Below are 18586 nucleotides of genomic sequence, written 5' to 3'. Positions count from 1 at the left end.
TAGGTAGCGGTGAGACACTGGATCGACCCCACCTCATCCCAGCCCACCATGCGCGCATTCCTTGGCACCCTCCTGCTGCTGGCCGCCGGCGCAGCCCAGGCCGCGGATCTGACCGTCACCGTGATGGATCGCAACGGCAAGCCGCTGGCAGACGCCGTCGTGCTGGTCGACAGTGCGGTGCAGGGCCTGCGGCCCACCACGGTGATGGAGGCGACCGTCGTGCAGGAGAAGCTGCGCTTCGTGCCCACGGTCAGCGTCGTCGGCCTGGGCGCCAAGGTCAGCTTCAGCAACCTGGACACCTGGGACCATCACGTCATCCTCGGGCTGATGGGCGCCGGCGGTGTCTACGTCGACCCGGGCCAGAACACCCAGTTCCGACTCGCCGGCCGCGTTGGCAACAAGCCACCGGCCTCTGACAGCAAGGTGCTGAGCCAGCCCGGCGCCTATCTGCTGGGTTGCCACATCCACGGCTCCATGCGCGGCCACATCTACGTGGCCGACACGCCCTGGGCCAAGCTCGGCGGCGAGGACGGCAAGGCTGTGCTGCAGGGGCTGCCGGAAGGCCCGGCCCGGGTGCGCATCTGGCACCCCGACCAGCTCGTCGAAGGTTCGCCGACGGACGTGAAGGTCGCCGCCACCGGCAGCGCGGTGACGATCACCACGCAGATCGCTCCGGCGCGCAAGAAGCGGCCCGCGGGCGATCCTTATTTCGGCGGCTGAACCGAGGCTCAGTGGGCAAAGGGGTTCGCCGTCGCGAACCACAGGCCGATGCCGGTGGCGATGATGAAGGCGCCATCGGTCACGCCGACCGCCAGGAAGAACTTGGTCTGCAGCTCGGGCGCGATCTCGGGCTGGCGAGCGATGCCCTCCAGCAGCTTCATGCTGGCCAGGCCGATGCCCAGGCAGGAACCGAAGGCGGGAATGCCGATCAGCAGCGCGACGGCGAGGGGCAGGACATCGAAGGCAGGCATCTTGATTACTCCTTTGTGTTGGCGAGAAGGAGTCTGGCCGCGTCACTGCGGCGCGTCGATGACCTCGCAAGTCATTGAGTTCAGTCGCCGGTTCAGGTCAACTAGAGGCTTGTTTTTCCGCTATCCACCCGCCGGCTCGCGCACGACGGTGACCGTGCAGTCCGACTCGGCCACGACCTGGCCCGATACGCTGCCCAGGTAGCGCCGCAGCGCCGACGCGCCGCGGGCGCCCATGACGATGTGGTCCACGCCGTTGCGGTGGGCGAAGTCGATGATGGCGCCGGCTGCGTCGGGCGCCTCCAGCACGTGGAAGGTCAGCCGCCCGTCTTCGAGGCTGAGCGCCTTGCTGATGGGCCGCGCCCAGTGCTTGAGCGCGATGAGCTGCTTCACATGCAGGCTCTGGCCATGCTGGTCGGTCAGCTCATCAATGCCGATGCGGTTCACGCGCATCACGGACACGCAGGCCAGCCGGGCGCCGGCCTCGGTCTGCACGATGCGGCGCACCGTCTCGCAGAGCTGGGCCAGCAGCTCGGGCGTGGCGTTGTCCACGTCCACCGCCGCCATGACGATGGGGCTGCGCGCCAGTTGCTGGCCGGCCGGCGCCGCGGGCGCGGGTTCGGCGCCCAGCGCGAGGAACCAGCGCCTGAGCCGGCTCATGCTGCCGCTGACTTGCAGCTTCTCAGCGCGCGCGGTCAACGCCACGCCGGCGGGTTCGCGCAGGTCCAGCGCGAGCTGGGCGGCGCTCTGGTAGCGGCGCTCGGGCTTGACCTCCAGGCAATGCAGGATGACTTCCTGCAGCCAGGGCGGCAATTCGGGGCGGATGGCGCGCGGCGGCACGGGCTCGACGAAGAGGCGCCGGCGCAGGCCGCGCACCGAGTCCGGCTGGCCGAAGGGGCGCTCGCCGGTGGCCAGGTGGTAAAGCATGACGCCCAGCGCAAACAGGTCGCTGCGCTGGTCGTTGCGCACGAACTGCACCTGCTCCGGGCTCATATAGGGCCCCGTGCCCATGGGCAGCGTGAACTCCTCTTCGAGCAGATCGGGCAGCTGCTCGTGCCGGCTCAGGCCGAAGTCGACCAGCACGGCCGTGCCGTCGGCGCGGAACATGATGTTGCTCGGCTTGATGTCCAGGTGCACGACATGCTGGCGGTGCAGCGCGGCCAGGGCCGTGGCGACGCGGGCGCCGATGTCGGCCACTTCCTCGGGCGGCAGCGGCGCATCGTCCAGCCGCGGGCGCAGCGTGTCGCCAGGAATGTGCTCCATGACGATGAAGGCCTGGCGTGTCCAGTCGCCGCGGGCGACGAACCGTGGCACATGCGGGCCGCTGAGCTGTGGCATCAGCATCTGCTCGACCTCGAAGCCGACGATGGTGGCCGGATCCTCGCCGCCCTTGATGCGCGGCACCTTCATCAGCAGTTCGATGCCGTCATCGGCGCCGCTGTCACTGCCTTCCACGCGGCTGACCCGCCACAGGTTGGCCATGCCGCCCTGGTGCAGGCGAGCCTCCAGCCGGAAATCGTCCAGCACCTGGCCCGCTTCTAGCGGAGCTGGCGGGGCGGGTGAGGCAGGGGCTGTCGTGCTCATCACTCTCCGCGGGTGAGGCGGCCGGCGAGACGCTCAGCTATCAGCGGCGGCAGGTCGGTTGCGCGCAGGGCCGCGACGGCCGCGTCAACGTCGTAGGCCACACGCTGGAAGGTGATGCGGGCATCGTCCAGATCGGACTTGCCGGGGTCGAGCAACGCGTAGCAGGCCGCCGGGTTGCCGTCACGCGGCTGGCCGCAGGAGCCGGGAATGACCAGCCACTGGCGGTGCGCCGGCAGCGGCATGGGCACGCCGGCCACCGGCCGGAAGTCGCCCGCCTTGCCGGTGCCGGAGAGGTGGAAGAGCATGGGCTCGTGCATATGGCCGCAGACCTGGATGCGCGCCGCGCTGGCGTGCAGGCTCTTCACGGCCTCGGCGCGGCCTTGCACGTATTCCCAGCCATTGGGATCGAAGGCATTGGCATGCACGAACAGGCAATGGCCCGGCTCGCCGTGAGCCTGCAACGGCAGCCGCGCGAGAAAGCGCAACTGGTCTTCGTTCAGCTGGGCGCGCGTCCAGTCGATGACCGCGCGGGCATCGGGGTGCATGCCCGGGGTGCCGCCATGGACCACGGCTTCATCGTGGTTGCCCTGCACGGCGATGGCGCCATCGGTGACCAGGGCCATGACCTGATCGACCACCCAGGCCGGGTCGGCGCCGTAGCCGACAAAGTCGCCCAGCAGCGCATAGCGCGTGGCGCCCTGGGCCCGCGCGTCCGCCAGGACGGCTTGCAGGGCCTGTTTATTGGCATGAATGTCTGTGATGAAAGCCCAACGCATGGGCCGCAGCTTGCCACGAAGGGCTGACGCCGGCCCAACACCGGGTCAGGGGGAGGCGAGATCGGGGCGGATATCGGCCAGGGATGCGAGCAGGCGTTGCGCGGTTGCCGGGTCGCGCGGGGCCAGCGCTTGCGCGATTCGGCGCAGCGGTTCGGCAGCGGGCTGGAAGTCGGGGCTTCGGCGCAGTACGGCCAGCAGCGGCGGGCCGACGCGGGCCAGCATGACGGCCGGGTCTGCGCTGGGTGTGGTGCGGCGGCCCAGGTCCAGGTAGTCGCGGCGGGCCTGGGTGTAGGCCGAGAGGCGCGCGGCCGCTGCGGCATCCGGCTGGGCGAGCAGCGTGCCCATGTCGACACTCACCTCGCCAAGCAGCGCCAGCAGGCGGTCGCGCGGTGCGGAGTCGGGCGCATAGGTGACGCGGGGTGCGCGGTAGGCCACCCAGGGGCGGTCGTCGGTGTTCAGCGGCGCGTCCGCGGCGAGGCGGCGCAGCGCTGGGGCGTCGGCGATGAAGCTGCCGAGCACGGCGAAGCTGTCGCCAAGGCCGAAATGCCCCGCCAGCACCGGCACCACCCTCGGCGCAAAGCGGGTATCTCCGATTCGCCCGACAAGACCCAGCGTGGGCGTGTCCAGGCTGTTGCTGGCGAGGATGGCGGCGCCATCGGGGAAGGCCTGCAGGAAGGCCGCCGTGATGCTGCGCAGCGTTTCCAGGTCGAGCTGGTGCAGCGGCAGCCATTGGCAGAACAGGCCTTGCGGCGCAAGCCGCTCGCGCACGGCGCGGAAATGCTCGACCGTGTAGAGAGCACCCGAGCCACTGCGGGCGGGATGGAAGTTGTCGGAGACGATGACGTCATAGTGCTGCGCAGTGGTACGCACAAAGCGGCGCGCATCGGCGGCATGCAGGCGCGGGCTGGGGCCATCGCTCAGCGCGGGGCGGAACAGCGCGGAGGCTTCGATGACTTCGGGCAGCAGCTCGACGGCTTCCACCTGCACGTCAGGCAGCCGCGCGGCCACGCCGGCCGTGATGCCCGAGCCCAGGCCGAGGAAGAGGGCGCGCTGCGGCGCCGGATGCAGCAGCAGCGGCAGCAGGGCCTGGCGGCCATCGACATGCAGCGTCGCGCTGCTGCCTTCCTGCTGGCGGTTGTTGATGCGCAGCCGCGCCACGCCCGTGGCGTCCTCGACGACGCTGACGGCGGCCATTGCGCCCTCTCGGTAGCTGAGGATGCGGCCGCCCTCGGGGCGGTCGACGAAGGCCAGCGGCGGTGCCAGAACGGCAATCGCGGCGGTGGCGGCAGCAGGCAGCGACCAGCCGAAGCTGCGCCAGGCCGGCAGGAGCAGCAGATAGCCCGCTGCGACGAGGATCAAGGCGAGTTTGGGGCCGAGGGCCGGCGCGATGAGCACGCCGAACAGCGGCGCGGCCAGCGTGGCGCCCAGCGTGTTGACGCCGAGTGCGCGGCTGAACGCGATGCCGGCCGCGGACGCGTCGGCGCTGAGCTGGCAGAACAGCGCGCCCATCAGCAGCGTCGGCAGCGCGAACACGGCGACGGCGAGCACAGCCTCGGTGGCCAGTGCTGCGGCCAGCGTCTCAGGCTGCAACCATGACTTGATCGCGTCGGCGCTCCACAGCGCGGCCATGCCGAGGAGGATGCTCACGGCCAGGGCCAGCAGCAGGCGCGGCGCGTTGCGCAGCGCTGGCCAGCGTGCATGGGCTGCGGCGCCCAGTGCGCTGCCAGCGAGATAGACGGCCAGAAGCAACGCGAAGGTGTAGACGGTGTCCTCGGCCACCTGGCTGAGCACGCGCACGGCCAGCACTTCGTAGGCGATGCCGAGCAACCCGCTCAGGGCCAGCAGGACGAGTGGCCGGCTCGATGTCGGTGAGGCAGGCGCCGGCGCGGGGCGGGACTGCAATGAAACGCCGGCCAGCAATGCGCAGCCCAGGTTGAGGGCGACGCAAAGCCCTGCGCTGCGTGTCAGCCCCCAATTCGGAATCAGCCAGAAGGCGGTGGCCAGCACGCCGGCGACGGCGCCCAGTGTGTTCGCGGCATACAGCGGCGCGACGCCGGCGGTACCGATGCGCGCCATGGCCGGCAGCGTGGCGCCCATCGCGACGGTGGCCGGCAGCAGCAGGAGAAAGCTCGCTGCAAAGGCAACGCTCCATTGCCACAGTGGCGCGGCATCGGGGCCGATCAGCGCGAGCGCCGCGTTGCTGGCCATGGGCATGGCAGCCATCAGCACCGCGCCCCAGAGGCCGATCAGCGCCTCGCAGGCGGCATACCAGCGCTGCGGTTGTGGGCTCGCGTCGATGCGTGGGCCCAGCAGCAATGACCCCAGCGACAGCCCGCCAAAGAAAGCGGCGACGACAGCGAGCACGGCGGCCGATTCATGGCCCAGCACGAGGCCGAGCTGCTGCGTCCAGACGATCTGGTAGCCCAGCCCGGCAAAGCCGGACGCGGCCATCAGCAGTAAAGCCAGATGCTTCAAGCGTTGAAGCTCAGCGTATAGCCCCAGCTCTCCAAACGCGTCGGGATCGCGTTGAAGGCCAAGCTGATGCGACGCCCGCCAGCGTTGGGCGGCACGGCGTGCATCAGATAGCTGGGGAACAGCACCATGTCGCCCGGGCTGGGCGCGGGGCCGACCCATTTCTCGGCGTTGTAGGGGCCGGCGGTCACGCCGGCGTGGTCGTTCTTCAGCGCGAAGTCATGGCCGCCGGGCGACTTCATGAACACGGTGCGGGCCGAGTCGTCGGTCGCGGTCAGGTAGACCACACCGGAGGCAAAACTGTTGGCGTGGTTGTGCATGGCCTGGCGCCCGCCGGTGTCCAGCACGTTGACCCACATCTCCTTGATGGCCCAGCCCAGGGTCTCGCCAAAGAGGTGGCGGCCGAACTCGGCGATCTTGGGTGTGATCAGCGCCGCGGCCTGCACAAGCAACGGGCTGTCGCCGGGCTGCAGCATCTGGGTGTGCGACAGGGCTCCCGAGCTATTGTTGGCCTGCAGCGCGCGAGTGCTGAAGTGGTCGATCAGCGCATTGACGAGGGGCACGGGCAGCACGCCCGGCGCGCGCAGCAGCGGCACCGGGAAAAGGCCGATGACTTCGTCTGTCATGCCAGAACTGCCGCGATGCGCAGCCACGACCAGTAAGCCGCGGCGCTGCCGATCATGTAGAGCAGCACCGTGCGCAGCCGCTGCGTGGCCGGCCAGCGGGCGCTGAGGCGCCACAGGCACCAGCAGAAGCCGACAGTCATCAGCTGGCCCAGTTCGACGCCGACGTTGAAGGTCAGCAGCGCGACCAGCAGATGGTTCTCGGGCAGGCCGATTTCCTTCAGCGCGCCGGCAAAGCCCAGGCCGTGCACGAGGCCGAACAGGAAGGCGACCAGGGCTGGCCAGCGCCCCGCCAGGGTGTCGCGCTTGTGCAGCGCCTCGCCAGCCACCAGAACGATGGATAGCGCGATGCTGGCCTCCACCGGTGCCGAGCGCAGCGTCAGCAGCCCCAGGGCGCTGCTCGCCAGCGTCAGGCTGTGGGCGGCCGTGAAGGCGGTGATAGTCCAGACCAGGCGGCGGCGAAAGCCGACGAGGAACAGCAGGCCAATGACGAAGAGCAGGTGGTCGATGCCGCCGAGGATGTGCTCGACGCCCAGCAGCGTGTAGGCGCTGGCGATCTCGCCCATGCCGCGCGGGTCGTTGGCGGCACCGTAGAGCTGCACCGTGGGCTGGGCCTTGGTCAGCGTGTAGACGCGGGTGTCGCCGTTCATCCAGACGACCTTGACGACGGCCGCGGAGTAGCGTTCGCCGACGCCCTTGACCGACATCGTGCCGGCCAGGCCTTGCTCGCCGCAGCGCAGCGCGTTGGCTTGGGCCGCACAGCCTTGTGGCCACACCGCCGTCAGATCCTGTCCCACCGGGCGCTTTTCGCCCGCCGACCACTGCCAGACGAATTCGCCGCGCTGCGTTTCGCGCAACTGCAGCTCGGCCATGCTCATTTCGTGTGCCGAGGCGGGCAGGGCGGCGGCCGCAACGGCGAGCCACAGCATGGCACGCAACCACATCCACCCGCGCTTCATGGGGCAGTCGCCTCCACCTTGACGGTGTATTTCCTGGCGAGGGCTGCCACTGCGGCGCTGCGTTGGACGGCCAGGGTCGCGTCCGTCCAGTCCTGCAGCACCACGCCGCGCAGCGCCTCGAAGCTGGCCGGTCTGGCGCCGCTGCTGGCGTCCAGCCGCACGGCGTGCCAGCCCTCGCGCGACTGGAGCGCCAGCCATTGGCCCGCGGTGGCTCCTTCCAGTGCCTTCGCGAAGTCCTCGCCATAGCTCTGCAACAGGTTGCTGTGCGGCCTCCCCTTGAAGACGCGCAATCCGGCCTTGGTGTCGCCCGGCACGCCGTTGTTCAGCAGGTCGACGAAAGTGCGCACGGCCGCCTCGTTCGCCTCGTCGCCCAGCACGGCCTCCTGGAAGTCGAACCGTGCCGGCTCGTCGTAGCGGGCGCGGTGTTTCTCGAACCAGTCGCGCAGCACCGGCTCCTTGACCGGCGGCAGCTGGGTGCCGCCGTCGACCACGCTGAGCGCCTTGAAGATGACGCGTTCTCGGATCGCGGTGTCGCCTTTGTCGAGCTGCAGCGCCAGGCCTTCGCGGTAGAGCACCTCGTTGTCGAGCCAGACCTTGCGCAGCGCGGCGGTCTCTTCGGCGTTGGGCTCATGGCCGCGCTTGGCTTTGAACAGCTCGCGGGCCTCGCGATCGACTTCGGCGCTGATGACGATCTCGTTGGACCCCGCGGTGTCGCGGTTGAGCAGGCGGTCGGCGCCGAACAGGGCAGCGCCCAGCAGCAGGAAGTGCAACAGCGGTTCGCGGGTCCAGTTCGGCAGGCCGGATAGGCGGGGCGGCGCCTTGGCGGTGGGGGTCAAGGAAAGCTGGGCGGACATCGGTCTCTGGGGGCGGGGCACAGGCGGCGGATGCTATCGACGCTGCAAGACAAATTGACGACAAGCGTGGCCGCTGGGGACGCGCACGCGCGACGAAAAAAGGGCGCCGCATCGCTGCGGCGCCCTGGCAAGTGTTGTCGGGAGCAGGGCTCCCGGCTCCTTTACTTGACGCCTGCGACGGCGACCGAATTGGCCACTTCGACGTAGATCGGGTTGCTGTAGAACCAGAGGTCGGCCCAGGCCGCGACGTCGTAGGACACCGCCTTCTGGCCCACGATCGGGTTGCCCGCGCCGGTGGCCGTGGCCAGGTGAGCCGGGCAGCCGTTGATGGTGCCGTTGGCCTGCGTCCAGGTTGCGCCAGCGGCCGGCAGGTTGGTGGCTACCGTCGTACAGGGGATGCGAAGCATCGTCGTGTCGTTGGCGTTGGTGAACAGGTCGGCCAGCGGGTTGCCGTTGGCGTCCGTCTCGTAGGGCACGGCAGCCGGCATGTTGGTGCCGCGCAGGCGCACGTACTGCGAGGCCTGGACCGCCGGGATGCGCAAGCTCATCTTCAGGAAGACGCTGTTGTCCACGCCTGACGACACTTGAGTCCAGGCCGAGCCGCCGTTGCCGCTGAAGGTCTTCAGGATGGCGGCCGACGTGTTCTTGGCGGCGGCCGGCACGGCCGACAGGCCTGCGGTGCTGCCGTCGGCGCGCAGCCAGTCGGTGTTACGCGGCCATTCGCCGGCGTAGTCGGCCGAGCCGGGCGTCCTGTAGCCGGTCACGAGGCCACGGACGACGTCGACGTGGTCCAGCACCGGCTTGTTGATCGGCTGGTTGATGCCGACCTGCAGCAGCGATGGGTTCGGGAACGAGTAGGGGGCGAAGTTCGCACCGTCCGGGTCGCGCAGCACGACGGCCACGACGATCTCGGCACCAGGGCGGACCGCGAGCTTCTCGCCCATGGTGACGCAGCCGGTCTTGTCGATGTCGGTGGCGTTGGTCGCCGCGGCGACGGCAATCGCCTCGACGGAGGCGTTCGTCCGGGCGGCGATGCCCGGGTACGAAGCGCAGGCCACGAACGCCAGGCGGTCGATCAGCTGGCCGGAGGCCGCCCAGGCGTTGCCGGTGCGCAGTCCGTCGACGATGGTCTGCGGGCGCAGCTTGTCGGCACCGTTGCGGACCAGCACGTGTGTGCGCTGGTATTCGCCGGGGTAGAAGTCCTGCGACGAGCGGCGGTCATCCGGGCCGAACTGGCCGCGGTTGTGCCAGTCGGAGCTGGCGAAGAACCAGAAGCCGCGGCCTTCGCCGAGCAGGGCGTCCCAGACGCCGCCGACCTGGCCTGCATAGACGCCGGTGCCGCCGTAGGTGGTGCCGCCGACGGAGTCGGTCAGCACGCCGCCGATATTGTTGCGCTTGACCTGGTACTCACCGCGGTTGTCAGACGCGCCGTGGCCCGGCTGCGACTCGAAGCCGAAGGCGACGTTGGGCGCGGCGTTGTTGAAGTTGCGCAGGTGCTCGATGTTGTAGCCGTTGTTGCCGTTCGGGTTGAACGGGCCGGCGCGCTCCAGGTGGGCGGGCACGTAGTAGCTGGCATTGCCGTGGAAGTTCGCCATCCACTTCATGGCTTCGACGGTCTTGAGGTGGCCGCGCGTGCCGACGCCGGTGCCGGTGGCGGGAATGAGCTTCTGGCCGGTGGCGCTCCAGCCCAGGATGGCGGAGGTGGAGTCGGCGCTGTTCGGGTTGGCGCAAGTCCAGTTGTTGCCCGTGCTCGAGCCGGTCACGTTGCCGCGACTGGTGTCGGTGTCGTTGCGGTCGAAGCAGTAGGACCACTGGGCCAGCGCGTTGGCGTTGCCGAGCGGCGAATAGCCGGGGGCGGTGGGCAGCGTGACGGAGTCGACGGAGGCCGGCATCTGGCCAGTGATCACCGACATCGAGCTGTGCTCATGGCCGGCGACGACAGACTCCAGCCCGAGGAACAGCGGCAGGTTCTTCTGGGCCGCGAGGTACTCGATGACGGGGTACTGGTACTCCTGCAGCGACTGCCAGCGCCACATGTTGCCCGTGCCGCCGACGCCGCCGCCGTTGCCCTTGAGGTTGGCCGCGCCGATGCTGTTGGCCCAGGTCGTCGTCGGGCCCTGGCCGGCGACATAGGGGAAGGCCGGCGTGGACAGCGAAGCGTCCTCGACCAATGTGCAATTGCGGTTGCCATTGCCGCCGTGGCCGGCCTGCACGAACCAGTCCAGGCCCCAGGGCGTCTCGGACTTGTCGGTGACCTTCTTCACCAGCTTCTGCATCGAGATCGAGCCGTCCGAGCAGGTGGTGTGGTTGTGGAAGTCACCGGAGACATATTTGCCCGGCGTCTTGCCTGCGGCGGTGGCGACGGTCGGCGCGATGACGACGATGCTGCTGAGGGCAGCCACGGCGGCCAAGGCGATCTGGCTCTTGGTGAAATAGTGGGGCATGGAAGCGGCTCCGAAAGGGAATAGGGGAGGCGTGGAACGGGGCGGATGCTAGGAAGCGGCCGTGACCCTGGCGTGACGGCATCGCGACGCTGCTGAGACGCGTTCAGCGCAAGCCGGCGAAGTCGACGTTGAGCGTGGCGTTGACGGGCTCGGCAGACTCGAAGATGAGCCGCAGGGGATAGCTGCGGCCGATCTGCAGCGGCTGCTGCAGATCGAGCAGCTCGATGTGCAGGCCGTCCTCGGTCAGCTCCAGCGTCTGGCCTGGTTGGATCAGCAGGGACAAGTCTTGCGCCTTGGCGGGTGCGCCGGGCCCGGCCAGGCGTGCTCCAGCAGCCACCGGGGTTTCGACGCCGATCAAGCGATCCGCGCGCTGCACCTCATCGAAGCGCATGCACAGCACGGCCGTGTCGGCGTCGACGCGGGCGGTGCGAGTCCAGGGGTGCCAGATGCGCAGATGGCTGCTGAAGAACTCGCAGGCCCGTGCCGGGCGGGCCAAGCCCAGGTAGGCAGCGCTGGCGGCGAGCAGCAGTCGGCGGCGGGGCAGGGGAGAGGCGGGCATGGGCGGCAACCATCGCAGGCGCAGGTGACGGCGCTGTGACGAAGCCGATGACTCTCGGGCGTCACGCGCCTGTCGTCTTTGACCACCACACTCCGGCCCGATTCAAACGCAGCGGCGTTCTTCCATTTGCCGCCTCAACCTTCAAGCTCTGGAGTTTTCAATGAAGCTCGCCACTCTCGCCCTGGCCCTTGGCCTGGCCTCGCCGGCTTTCGCGGCCGCTCCGCTGTCCGTGGACTTTGAAAAGAACTGGTCCTATGGCGACGAGGTGGCCAACACCTACGCGGCCGACGGCGTGACCTTCACCAATGTGCTGGGGCTGTCCAACGACGCCAACTTCAGCTACTTCGGCAATGCACCGTCGCCGCTCGGTGTGGCCTTCGTGCAGCTCGGTGGGGTCGTCAATACGGCTGCCTACATGAATGTCGCCGCTGGCGTTGCCGGCGGGCTGAGCTTCTATTACGCCGGCACTGACACGGCCACCATCAGCGCCTATTCGGGCCTGAACGGTTCAGGCTCGCTTCTGGGCACCATCACGCTGACCGCGACCGGTGACTACTCGACCTGGTCCCAGAAGATCCTGAGCTACAGCGGCACGGCACTGTCCTTCGACCTGACTGGCACGAACGGCGTTGCCGCGCTGGACAACATCTCCGCCGTCCCCGAGCCGAGCAGCATCGCACTGCTGCTCGCCGGGGGCGCCCTGGTGCTGGCCCGCCGCCGTCGCGCCTGATCAGCGAGCGCCCAAAAGAAAAAGCCGGCTGTTCGCAGCCGGCTTTTTGCTTTCGAGATGAGGCGTGTCAGCCAATGCGTCCAAGCAGCAGGTACTCCATGAGTGCCTTCTGCACGTGCATTCTGTTCTCCGCTTCATCCCAGACGACCGACTGCGGTCCGTCGATGACGTCCGCCGCCACTTCCTCGCCGCGATGAGCCGGCAGGCAGTGCATGAAAAGGGCGTCCGGCTTGGCGCGAGCCATCATCTGCGTGTCCACGCACCAATCCGCGAACGCAGCCTTGCGGGCCTCGTTCTCGGCTTCGTAGCCCATGCTGGTCCAGACGTCGGTCGTCACCAGGTCGGCGCCGTCGCAGGCCTCGCGCGGGTCGTTGAACACGCGGTAGCAGCTCGCGTCCTTGATGCCGGCCACTGCCGGGTCCACACCATAGCCGCTGGGTGTGCTGACATGCACCTTGAAACCCAGGATCTCGGCCGCCTGCAGCCAGGTGTTGGCCATGTTGTTGCCGTCCCCCACCCAGGCGACGACACGGCCCTTCAGGCAGTCCATGTCGATGGCGCCGCGCCGGTCCATGCCGCGGTTCTCGATGAAGGTGAACAGGTCGGCCAGGATCTGGCAGGGGTGGTACTCGTTGGTCAGGCCGTTGATGACCGGCACGCGCGAATGCGCCGCAAACGCCTCGAGCTTGCTCTGCTCGAAGGTGCGGATCATGACGATGTCGACCATGCGGCTGATGACGCGCGCCGAGTCCTCCACCGGCTCGGCTCGGCCGAGCTGGCTGTCGCCCGTCGTCAGGTGCACAACGGAGCCGCCCATCTGGTACATGCCCGCCTCGAAGCTGACGCGCGTGCGCGTGCTGGCCTTCTCGAAGATCATGGCCAGCGTGCGGTCCTGCAGCGGCTGGTATTTTTCGTAGTTCTTGAAGCGGCGCTTGATGATGCCGGCGCGGTCGAACAGGTGGGCGTATTCCTCGGCGCGCAGGTCTTTGAACTGCAGATAGTGACGCATCAGTGCATCCCCCGGCTTCATGGCTTGGGCTGCGCAAGCAGCGCTTTGATCAGCGGCACGAGGCGGGCAGCGATTTCGCGCGCTTCGTCGTGCGTCAGGATCAGCGGTGGCAGCAGGCGCACCACGCGGTCGGCCGTCACGCTGATCAGCAGGCCGGCATCCAGGGCTTGACCCAGCAGCGGGCCGGCCGGGCGATCCAACTCGATGCCCAGCATCAGGCCCTGGCCGCGGATCTCGACCAGGCCCGACTCGCCAGCCAGGCCCTCGGCGAGGGCGCCGCGCAGCGTGGCGCCCACGGCTTCGGCATTGGCCAGCAGGCCGTCCTCTTCCATGATCTTCAACGTCTCGACACCGGCGCGCATGGCCAGCGGGTTGCCGCCGAAGGTGGTGCCGTGGTTGCCGGCCTTCAGCACGTCGGCGGCGCGCGGGCCGCAGACGACAGCACCGATGGGCACGCCCGAACCCAGGCCCTTGGCCAGCGGCATCACGTCCGGCTTGATGCCGGCCCACTGGTGGGCGAACCACTTGCCGGTGCGGCCGATGCCGCATTGCACTTCGTCCAGCATCAGCAGCAGGTCGCGCTCGTCGCAGACGCGGCGCAGGGCCTGCAGGAACTCGATGCGGGCGGGGTTGATGCCGCCTTCGCCCTGGATGGTCTCCAGGAAGATGGCCGTGATGTTGGGGTGAGCGGCCAGGGCGGCCTCGAGGGCGGCAATGTCGTTGAGCGGCACGCGCACGAAGCCCGGCACCAGCGGTCCGAAGCCGGCCTGGATCTTGGGATTGGCCGTGGCCGACAGCGTCGCGATCGAGCGGCCGTGGAAGGCGCCCTCGAAGACCAGCACCTCGGGCGAGGTATTGCCGCGGTCATGGCCGAACTTGCGGGCGATCTTCAACGCCGCCTCGTTGGCCTCGAGTCCGCTATTGCAGAAGAAGACATTGGCCAGGCCCGAAACCTCGCAGAGCTTGGCGGCGAGTTGCTCCTGCAGCGGCACGCGGTAGTAGTTGCTGGTGTGGATCAGCTTGGAGAGCTGATCTTGCAACGCCGGCACCAGGCGCGGGTGGTTGTGGCCCAGCGTGTTGACCGCGATCCCGCCCAGTCCATCCAGCAGTCGTCGGCCTTCCGTGTCCCAGACCCAGCAGCCCTGGCCGTGCGAAAGCGCAACGGGCAGGCGGCCATAGGTCRGCATGACATGGGGCTCGGACGAGGGAGGGACAGCGTTCATCGGGTCTCCTGATGAGTCGAGAAAAAAGGAACTTTTGATTCTAAGGTTGATGCCGCAGCAATTGCTGCGCCGCAGCAGATGGCTTGGCGTCGAGGCACAATACCGGTCTTTGGCAGCGGCGCCCCGCTGTACCGCGAAGCCCCTCTGTCCATGACCGTTGCCCCCCCGCCGCGCGAAGTCTTCATCCAAGGTGTCACCCAGGATGGAAAAACCTTCCGACCGAGCGACTGGGCCGAGCGGCTGGCGGGCGCAATGTCCTGCTTTCGACCCGGCGGCGCGCGCGGCGGCATTGGTGCCTACATCGGCTATTCGCCGCTGTGTGTCCCCACCGTCATCAACGGCGTGAAGTGCGTTGTCGTCAACGAAGAGCTCAAGCGCCTCGAACCCATGGCCTGGGACTTCGTCATGAACTTCGCGCGCGACAACAACCTGCAAGTTGCCGACGCCTGCCTGCTGCCCGACGGCCCAGGCGGTAAATCGGGCGCTTGATTTCGTCTCTCCTAGCAAGAGTCCCAGGACGCACCTGGGCGGGGCGCCGTTATCCTCGCCGGCAATGTTTGGAAACATGCCGATAAACGCCAGCGCCGCCACCATCGCCGCAGATCCGCTCCCCACCGCGCCGGCCGTGGCGGCGGAGCGCACGCTGACGCCGGTCTGGGTGCTGTTGCGCGGCCTGTCACGCGCCAGCGGGCATTGGGGGGTTTTCCCCGAACATCTGCTGCGCGAATTGCGTGCGTTGCAACCGGCGTCCCGGCTGCTGCTGCTGGATCTGCCCGGTACGGGTGCGCTGCGCCGCCAGGCCAGTCCTACCCAGGTGTTGGCCATCGTTGATGCTTGCCGTGAACAGTTGCAACGCCTCGGCGTCAATGGGCCGGTGTCGCTGGTCGGCATGTCGCTGGGCGGGGCGGTGCTGAGCGAATGGGCGAGCCGCTATCCCAGCGAGGTTGAGGCCGGCGTGCTGATCAACCCCAGCCTGCGGCCTTTCAGCGAGTTGTTTCGCAAGCCGCATCCGCTGAACTATCTTGGCCTGTTGCTGCTGTCCCTGAGTCGCTTCAGCGCCCGTATGCGGGAGGAGAGGGTGCTCAGCCTGACGACGCGGTTGACGCCGACTCCGGCCATCATCGACCGCTGGGTGGAGTTGCAGCGCCAGCACCCGCTCGGTGTTCGCAACACGGCCCGCCAGTTGCTCGCCAGCATGCGCTATCGCGCCAGCCGCACTCGCCCGGCTGCGCCCATGCTGCTGTTGTGCAGCAAAGCGGATGGGCTCGTCGACTGGCGTTGCTCGCAGGCCATCAGCCGTGCCTGGGGAGCGCCGCTGCGCCTGCACACCAAGGCCGGCCACGATCTGCCGCTGGATGACCCGCAGTGGGTGGCCCGGGCCGTCGCCGAGTGGCTGCGCGACCGCAGCATCCAGGGCGTCGTGCCAGGCGAGTGGCATTGAAATGCAAGCGGCCCGCAGGTGCGGGCCGCAGATGCAAAGAGGCCCGCTTGCGCGGGCCTCTTTGCTTGCACCAGAGCTGGATTGTTTCTTAGGCGGCGAGCGCCTTGATCTTGGCGGACAGGCGGCTCTTGTGACGAGCAGCCTTGTTCTTGTGGAAGATGCCCTTGTCGGCGACAGAGTCGATGACGGCTTGGGCAGCCTTGAACAGGTCAGCGGCCTTGGACTTGTCGCCCGCGGTCACAGCCTTTTGCACGTTCTTGACGACCGTACGGTATTTGGAGCGAAGCGCAGTATTCGCGGCGTTGAGCTTGGCGTCCTGGCGGACGCGCTTGAGACCCGACGCCAGGCGAACCGTCTTCTTCTTGGCTTTGGAGCTGGTAGCCATGCTGTATCTATACCCAGTTGGTGCAAAGACGACGAGTATAGCCCGAAATCAGGGTTAAAGCCAAGTGCCTGGGACGAGTATCGAAGAAGGCGCCATTCACGACACAGATAATCCGCCGCCATGAATCTGCTGCGCGCTGCGTCGACCATTTCCCTGCTGACCCTGACCTCGCGCATCACCGGCCTTGTCCGCGAAACCATGGTGGCGGGCCTTTTCGGCGCCACCGGAATGACCGATGCGTTTCTCGTCGCGTTCCGGATCCCGAACCTGCTGCGACGTCTGTTTGCTGAGGGCGCATTTTCGCAGGCCTTCGTGCCGCTGCTGGCGGCGACGCGGGCCACCGAGGGCGAAGCGGCAACGAAGCGCCTCATCGACGCCGTCGCGACCGTGCTGTTATGGGCGCTGATGGCGACCTCGGTGATTGGTGTGGTCGCAGCGCCCCTCTTGGTCTGGCTGCTCGGCGGCGGGCTGCCGGAGCCGGCGTTCGACGCATCCGTCGTCATGACGCGCTTCATGTTCCCCTATATCGGCTGCATGTCGCTGGTGGCCCTGTCGGCGGGCATCCTGAACACCTGGCGACGCTTTGTCGTGCCGGCGGCAACGCCGGTGCTGCTCAACCTCAGCGTCGTCGCCGTCGGCTGGGCCTTGGTCGGGCCGCTTGAGCGCGCGGGCTATCCGGGTATCTATGCGATGGCCTTCGGTGTCATGCTCGGCGGCGTGCTGCAATTGCTGGCGCAGTGGCCGGCGCTGCGGGCCATCGGCGTGACGCCGCGCATGCGGTTCAGCTGGCAAGGCTTGCGGGAGGCACGTGCCAATCCGGGTGTCAGCCGCGTCATGCTGGGCATGGGGCCGGCGCTGCTGGGTGTCGGTGTGTCCCAGCTGTCGCTGATGATCAACACGCAGATCTCCAGCCGCCTCGGCGAGGGTGCGACATCCTGGCTGAACTATGCCGACCGCCTGATGGAATTCCCCATCGGCCTGCTCGGCGTGGCGCTCAGCGCGGTGCTGACCCCGCAGCTGTCCGCTGCTCAGGCTTCGGGCGAGAGCGAGCGCTACAGCCGCCTGCTCGACTGGGGCCTGCGCATGGTGATGCTGTTTGCCTTGCCCTGCGCCGTGGCCCTGCTGGTCTTCGCCGAACCGTTGACGGCCGTGCTCTACCACCGCGGCGCCTTCACGGCGGCCGACGTGGCCCACACAGCGCAGTCGGTCATGGGCTGGGGTGTTGGCCTGCTGGGCCTGATCGCGGTGAAGGTGCTGGCGCCCGGCTTCTTCGCTCGCCAGGACACCGGCACGCCGGCCAAGATCGCCGTCGCCGTGCTGGTGCTGACGCAGGGATTCAACCTTGTCTTCGTGCCGTGGATCGGTGTCGCGGGCCTGGCCCTGTCCATCGGCCTGGGCGCGCTGGTCAACGCGGGCTGGCTGTTCTGGGGGCTGAAGAAGCTGGGTAGCTACCGCCCCGAGCCCGGCTGGCTGGCCTTCGGCCTGCGTGTGGTGCTGGCTTGTGCAGCCATGGGCCTGTTGCAATGGGAGTTGGCCAGCAGGCTGGACTGGCTCGGCCTCGGCGCGCACGAGATCCGGCGCGGCCTCGTCATGGCGGCCAGCCTGGCGGGCAGCGCCATCGTCTATTTCGCGGTGCTGCTGCTGGTTGGCATGCGGCCCCGTGCGCTCGGGCGCCCAAGCTGATGAAGTACGCAGCGCCGACTCCGCTGGACTACTTTGCCACGCTGGTGGCGGAGGATGAGAGCCTCAATCTGCTCGAGGCCGCCATCAGCTTGGCCCAGGACGAATATCCCCAGCTTGATGTCCAGGCTGCGCTGTCCAAGGTGGATGCGCTGGCGCGCCGCCTGCGTGAGCGCATCACGCCGGAGACTGTGCCGGCCGAGCGGCTGCATCAGCTGACACGTTTCTTCCACGGCGAACTCGGCTTTGCCGGCAATCTGAACAATTACTACGCGGCCGAGAACAGCTTCGTGCATCGCGTGCTGGAGACGCGGCGTGGCATTCCCATCACGCTGGCCGTGCTGCTGTTGGAGCTTGCCGAGCAGGCGGGCCTGCGCGCTGCGGGCGTCGCTTTCCCGGGGCATTTCCTCGTCAAATGCCGCGTCGGGCTTGGCGAGGTCGTTATCGACCCCTTCACGGGCGAATCGTTGTCAGCCACGCGGCTGGACGAGCGCCTGGCCGTCTACCGCCATGGCAGCGAGCTGCCCGCCGACCTGGAGTTGCCGCTGGAGTTCTTCCTGCGCGCTGCATCCAAGCGCCAGATCCTGGCACGCATGCTGCGCAATCTGAAGGAAGTTCACCGCGCCGCCGAGGACTGGCCGCGGCTGCTAGCCGTGCAACAGCGCCTCGTCATCCTGCTGCCGGGCGACCCGGTCGAGCGCCGCGATCGCGGCCTGGTGCTGGCGACGCTGCGCGCCTTTGCCGCTGCCGCCGACGATCTGGCCTTCTATCTTGCCGAGCGGGGCGATGCACCCGACGCCGCGGGATTGCGAACCCGCCTGGCGATGCTGCTTGACCAGGCCCGGCCGCCGCTTCAGTGACAATCCGCGCCCGCCCGCC

18 protein-coding genes are annotated in these 18586 nt (G+C 68.3%); 6 read left to right on the top strand and 12 right to left on the bottom strand.

Annotated features, from left to right (window positions below; translation table 11 throughout):
- The first annotated feature begins 48 nt into the window (after positions 1 to 48).
- Positions 49 to 720: a plastocyanin gene (locus ACXJKJ_RS11390; protein WP_457352915.1), complete on the top strand. Its 672-nt coding sequence runs from the start codon at positions 49 to 51 to the stop codon at positions 718 to 720.
- Between the two features lie 8 nt (positions 721 to 728).
- Here the strand turns inward: ACXJKJ_RS11390 and atpE are convergent, their stop codons facing one another.
- The 9 genes from atpE to ACXJKJ_RS11345 all read right to left on the bottom strand — a co-directional run bounded on the left by atpE (position 729) and on the right by ACXJKJ_RS11345 (position 11239).
- Positions 729 to 971: a F0F1 ATP synthase subunit C gene (gene atpE / locus ACXJKJ_RS11385; protein WP_056201848.1), complete on the bottom strand. Its 243-nt coding sequence runs from the start codon at positions 969 to 971 to the stop codon at positions 729 to 731.
- A gap of 120 nt (positions 972 to 1091) precedes the next feature.
- Complete coding sequence (locus ACXJKJ_RS11380) at positions 1092 to 2495, bottom strand: protein kinase domain-containing protein (RefSeq protein ID WP_457390163.1); 1404 nt, start codon at positions 2493 to 2495, stop codon at positions 1092 to 1094.
- 56 nt (positions 2496 to 2551) lie between these two features.
- Positions 2552 to 3328: a metallophosphoesterase family protein gene (locus ACXJKJ_RS11375; RefSeq protein WP_457323550.1), complete on the bottom strand. Its 777-nt coding sequence runs from the start codon at positions 3326 to 3328 to the stop codon at positions 2552 to 2554.
- A 45-nt stretch (positions 3329 to 3373) separates the two neighbouring features.
- Complete coding sequence (locus tag ACXJKJ_RS11370; protein WP_457390162.1) at positions 3374 to 5803, bottom strand: fused MFS/spermidine synthase; 2430 nt, start codon at positions 5801 to 5803, stop codon at positions 3374 to 3376.
- A complete protein-coding gene (locus tag ACXJKJ_RS11365; protein WP_457390161.1) occupies positions 5800 to 6426 on the bottom strand; it encodes a TIGR02466 family protein in 627 nt (208 codons plus the stop codon). The genes ACXJKJ_RS11370 and ACXJKJ_RS11365 overlap by 4 nt, the downstream gene beginning before the upstream one ends.
- Positions 6423 to 7382 carry a HupE/UreJ family protein gene (locus ACXJKJ_RS11360; protein WP_457390160.1) on the bottom strand — a complete coding sequence of 320 codons (960 nt, stop codon included), beginning with the start codon at positions 7380 to 7382 and terminating at the stop codon, positions 6423 to 6425. Before ACXJKJ_RS11360 ends, ACXJKJ_RS11365 begins: the two co-directional genes overlap by 4 nt.
- Positions 7379 to 8236 carry a peptidylprolyl isomerase gene (locus ACXJKJ_RS11355; RefSeq protein ID WP_457390159.1) on the bottom strand — a complete coding sequence of 286 codons (858 nt, stop codon included), beginning with the start codon at positions 8234 to 8236 and terminating at the stop codon, positions 7379 to 7381. Before ACXJKJ_RS11355 ends, ACXJKJ_RS11360 begins: the two co-directional genes overlap by 4 nt.
- Before the next feature lie 161 nt (positions 8237 to 8397).
- Entirely contained in the window at positions 8398 to 10680 is a 2283-nt protein-coding gene (locus ACXJKJ_RS11350) for a hypothetical protein (protein WP_457390177.1), read from the bottom strand.
- Between the two features lie 103 nt (positions 10681 to 10783).
- Positions 10784 to 11239 carry a copper chaperone PCu(A)C gene (locus tag ACXJKJ_RS11345; RefSeq protein WP_457390158.1) on the bottom strand — a complete coding sequence of 152 codons (456 nt, stop codon included), beginning with the start codon at positions 11237 to 11239 and terminating at the stop codon, positions 10784 to 10786.
- A gap of 160 nt (positions 11240 to 11399) precedes the next feature.
- Between ACXJKJ_RS11345 and ACXJKJ_RS11340 the strand changes: the two genes are divergently transcribed.
- Positions 11400 to 11969, top strand: coding sequence for a PEP-CTERM sorting domain-containing protein (locus ACXJKJ_RS11340; protein ID WP_457390157.1), 570 nt, complete (start codon positions 11400 to 11402; stop codon positions 11967 to 11969).
- A gap of 67 nt (positions 11970 to 12036) precedes the next feature.
- Here ACXJKJ_RS11340 and argF read toward each other — a convergent pair whose 3' ends face one another.
- Together argF and ACXJKJ_RS11330 are read right to left on the bottom strand one after the other, a co-directional pair.
- Complete coding sequence (gene argF / locus ACXJKJ_RS11335; RefSeq protein WP_056201873.1) at positions 12037 to 12999, bottom strand: ornithine carbamoyltransferase; 963 nt, start codon at positions 12997 to 12999, stop codon at positions 12037 to 12039.
- A complete protein-coding gene (locus ACXJKJ_RS11330; RefSeq protein WP_457390156.1) occupies positions 12996 to 14201 on the bottom strand; it encodes an acetylornithine/succinylornithine family transaminase in 1206 nt (401 codons plus the stop codon). Before ACXJKJ_RS11330 ends, argF begins: the two co-directional genes overlap by 4 nt.
- Before the next feature lie 150 nt (positions 14202 to 14351).
- Here ACXJKJ_RS11330 and ACXJKJ_RS11325 point away from each other — a divergent pair, with 150 nt between their 5' ends.
- Positions 14352 to 14690: a DUF3579 domain-containing protein gene (locus ACXJKJ_RS11325; protein ID WP_457352899.1), complete on the top strand. Its 339-nt coding sequence runs from the start codon at positions 14352 to 14354 to the stop codon at positions 14688 to 14690.
- 76 nt (positions 14691 to 14766) lie between these two features.
- On the top strand, positions 14767 to 15642 hold the full coding sequence (locus ACXJKJ_RS11320) for an alpha/beta fold hydrolase (RefSeq protein ID WP_457352897.1): 876 nt from the start codon (positions 14767 to 14769) through the stop codon (positions 15640 to 15642).
- An 88-nt stretch (positions 15643 to 15730) separates the two neighbouring features.
- On the opposite strand, the gene rpsT is transcribed toward ACXJKJ_RS11320, so the two are convergent.
- The gene (gene rpsT / locus ACXJKJ_RS11315; protein WP_056201882.1) at positions 15731 to 16027 is read right to left on the bottom strand and encodes a 30S ribosomal protein S20; all 297 of its coding nucleotides are present in this window, start codon (positions 16025 to 16027) and stop codon (positions 15731 to 15733) included.
- Between the two features lie 120 nt (positions 16028 to 16147).
- Between rpsT and murJ the strand changes: the two genes are divergently transcribed.
- Together murJ and ACXJKJ_RS11305 are read left to right on the top strand one after the other, a co-directional pair.
- On the top strand, positions 16148 to 17710 hold the full coding sequence (murJ, locus tag ACXJKJ_RS11310; protein ID WP_457390155.1) for a murein biosynthesis integral membrane protein MurJ: 1563 nt from the start codon (positions 16148 to 16150) through the stop codon (positions 17708 to 17710).
- A complete protein-coding gene (locus tag ACXJKJ_RS11305; protein ID WP_457390154.1) occupies positions 17710 to 18567 on the top strand; it encodes a SirB1 family protein in 858 nt (285 codons plus the stop codon). The genes murJ and ACXJKJ_RS11305 overlap by 1 nt, the downstream gene beginning before the upstream one ends.
- The last annotated feature ends 19 nt before the right edge of the window (positions 18568 to 18586 follow it).

The organism is Roseateles sp. P5_E1 (assembly GCF_054049335.1).
The sequence above is the reverse complement of the archived record's forward strand: the minus strand, read 5'-3'. Positions and strand labels throughout refer to the sequence as shown.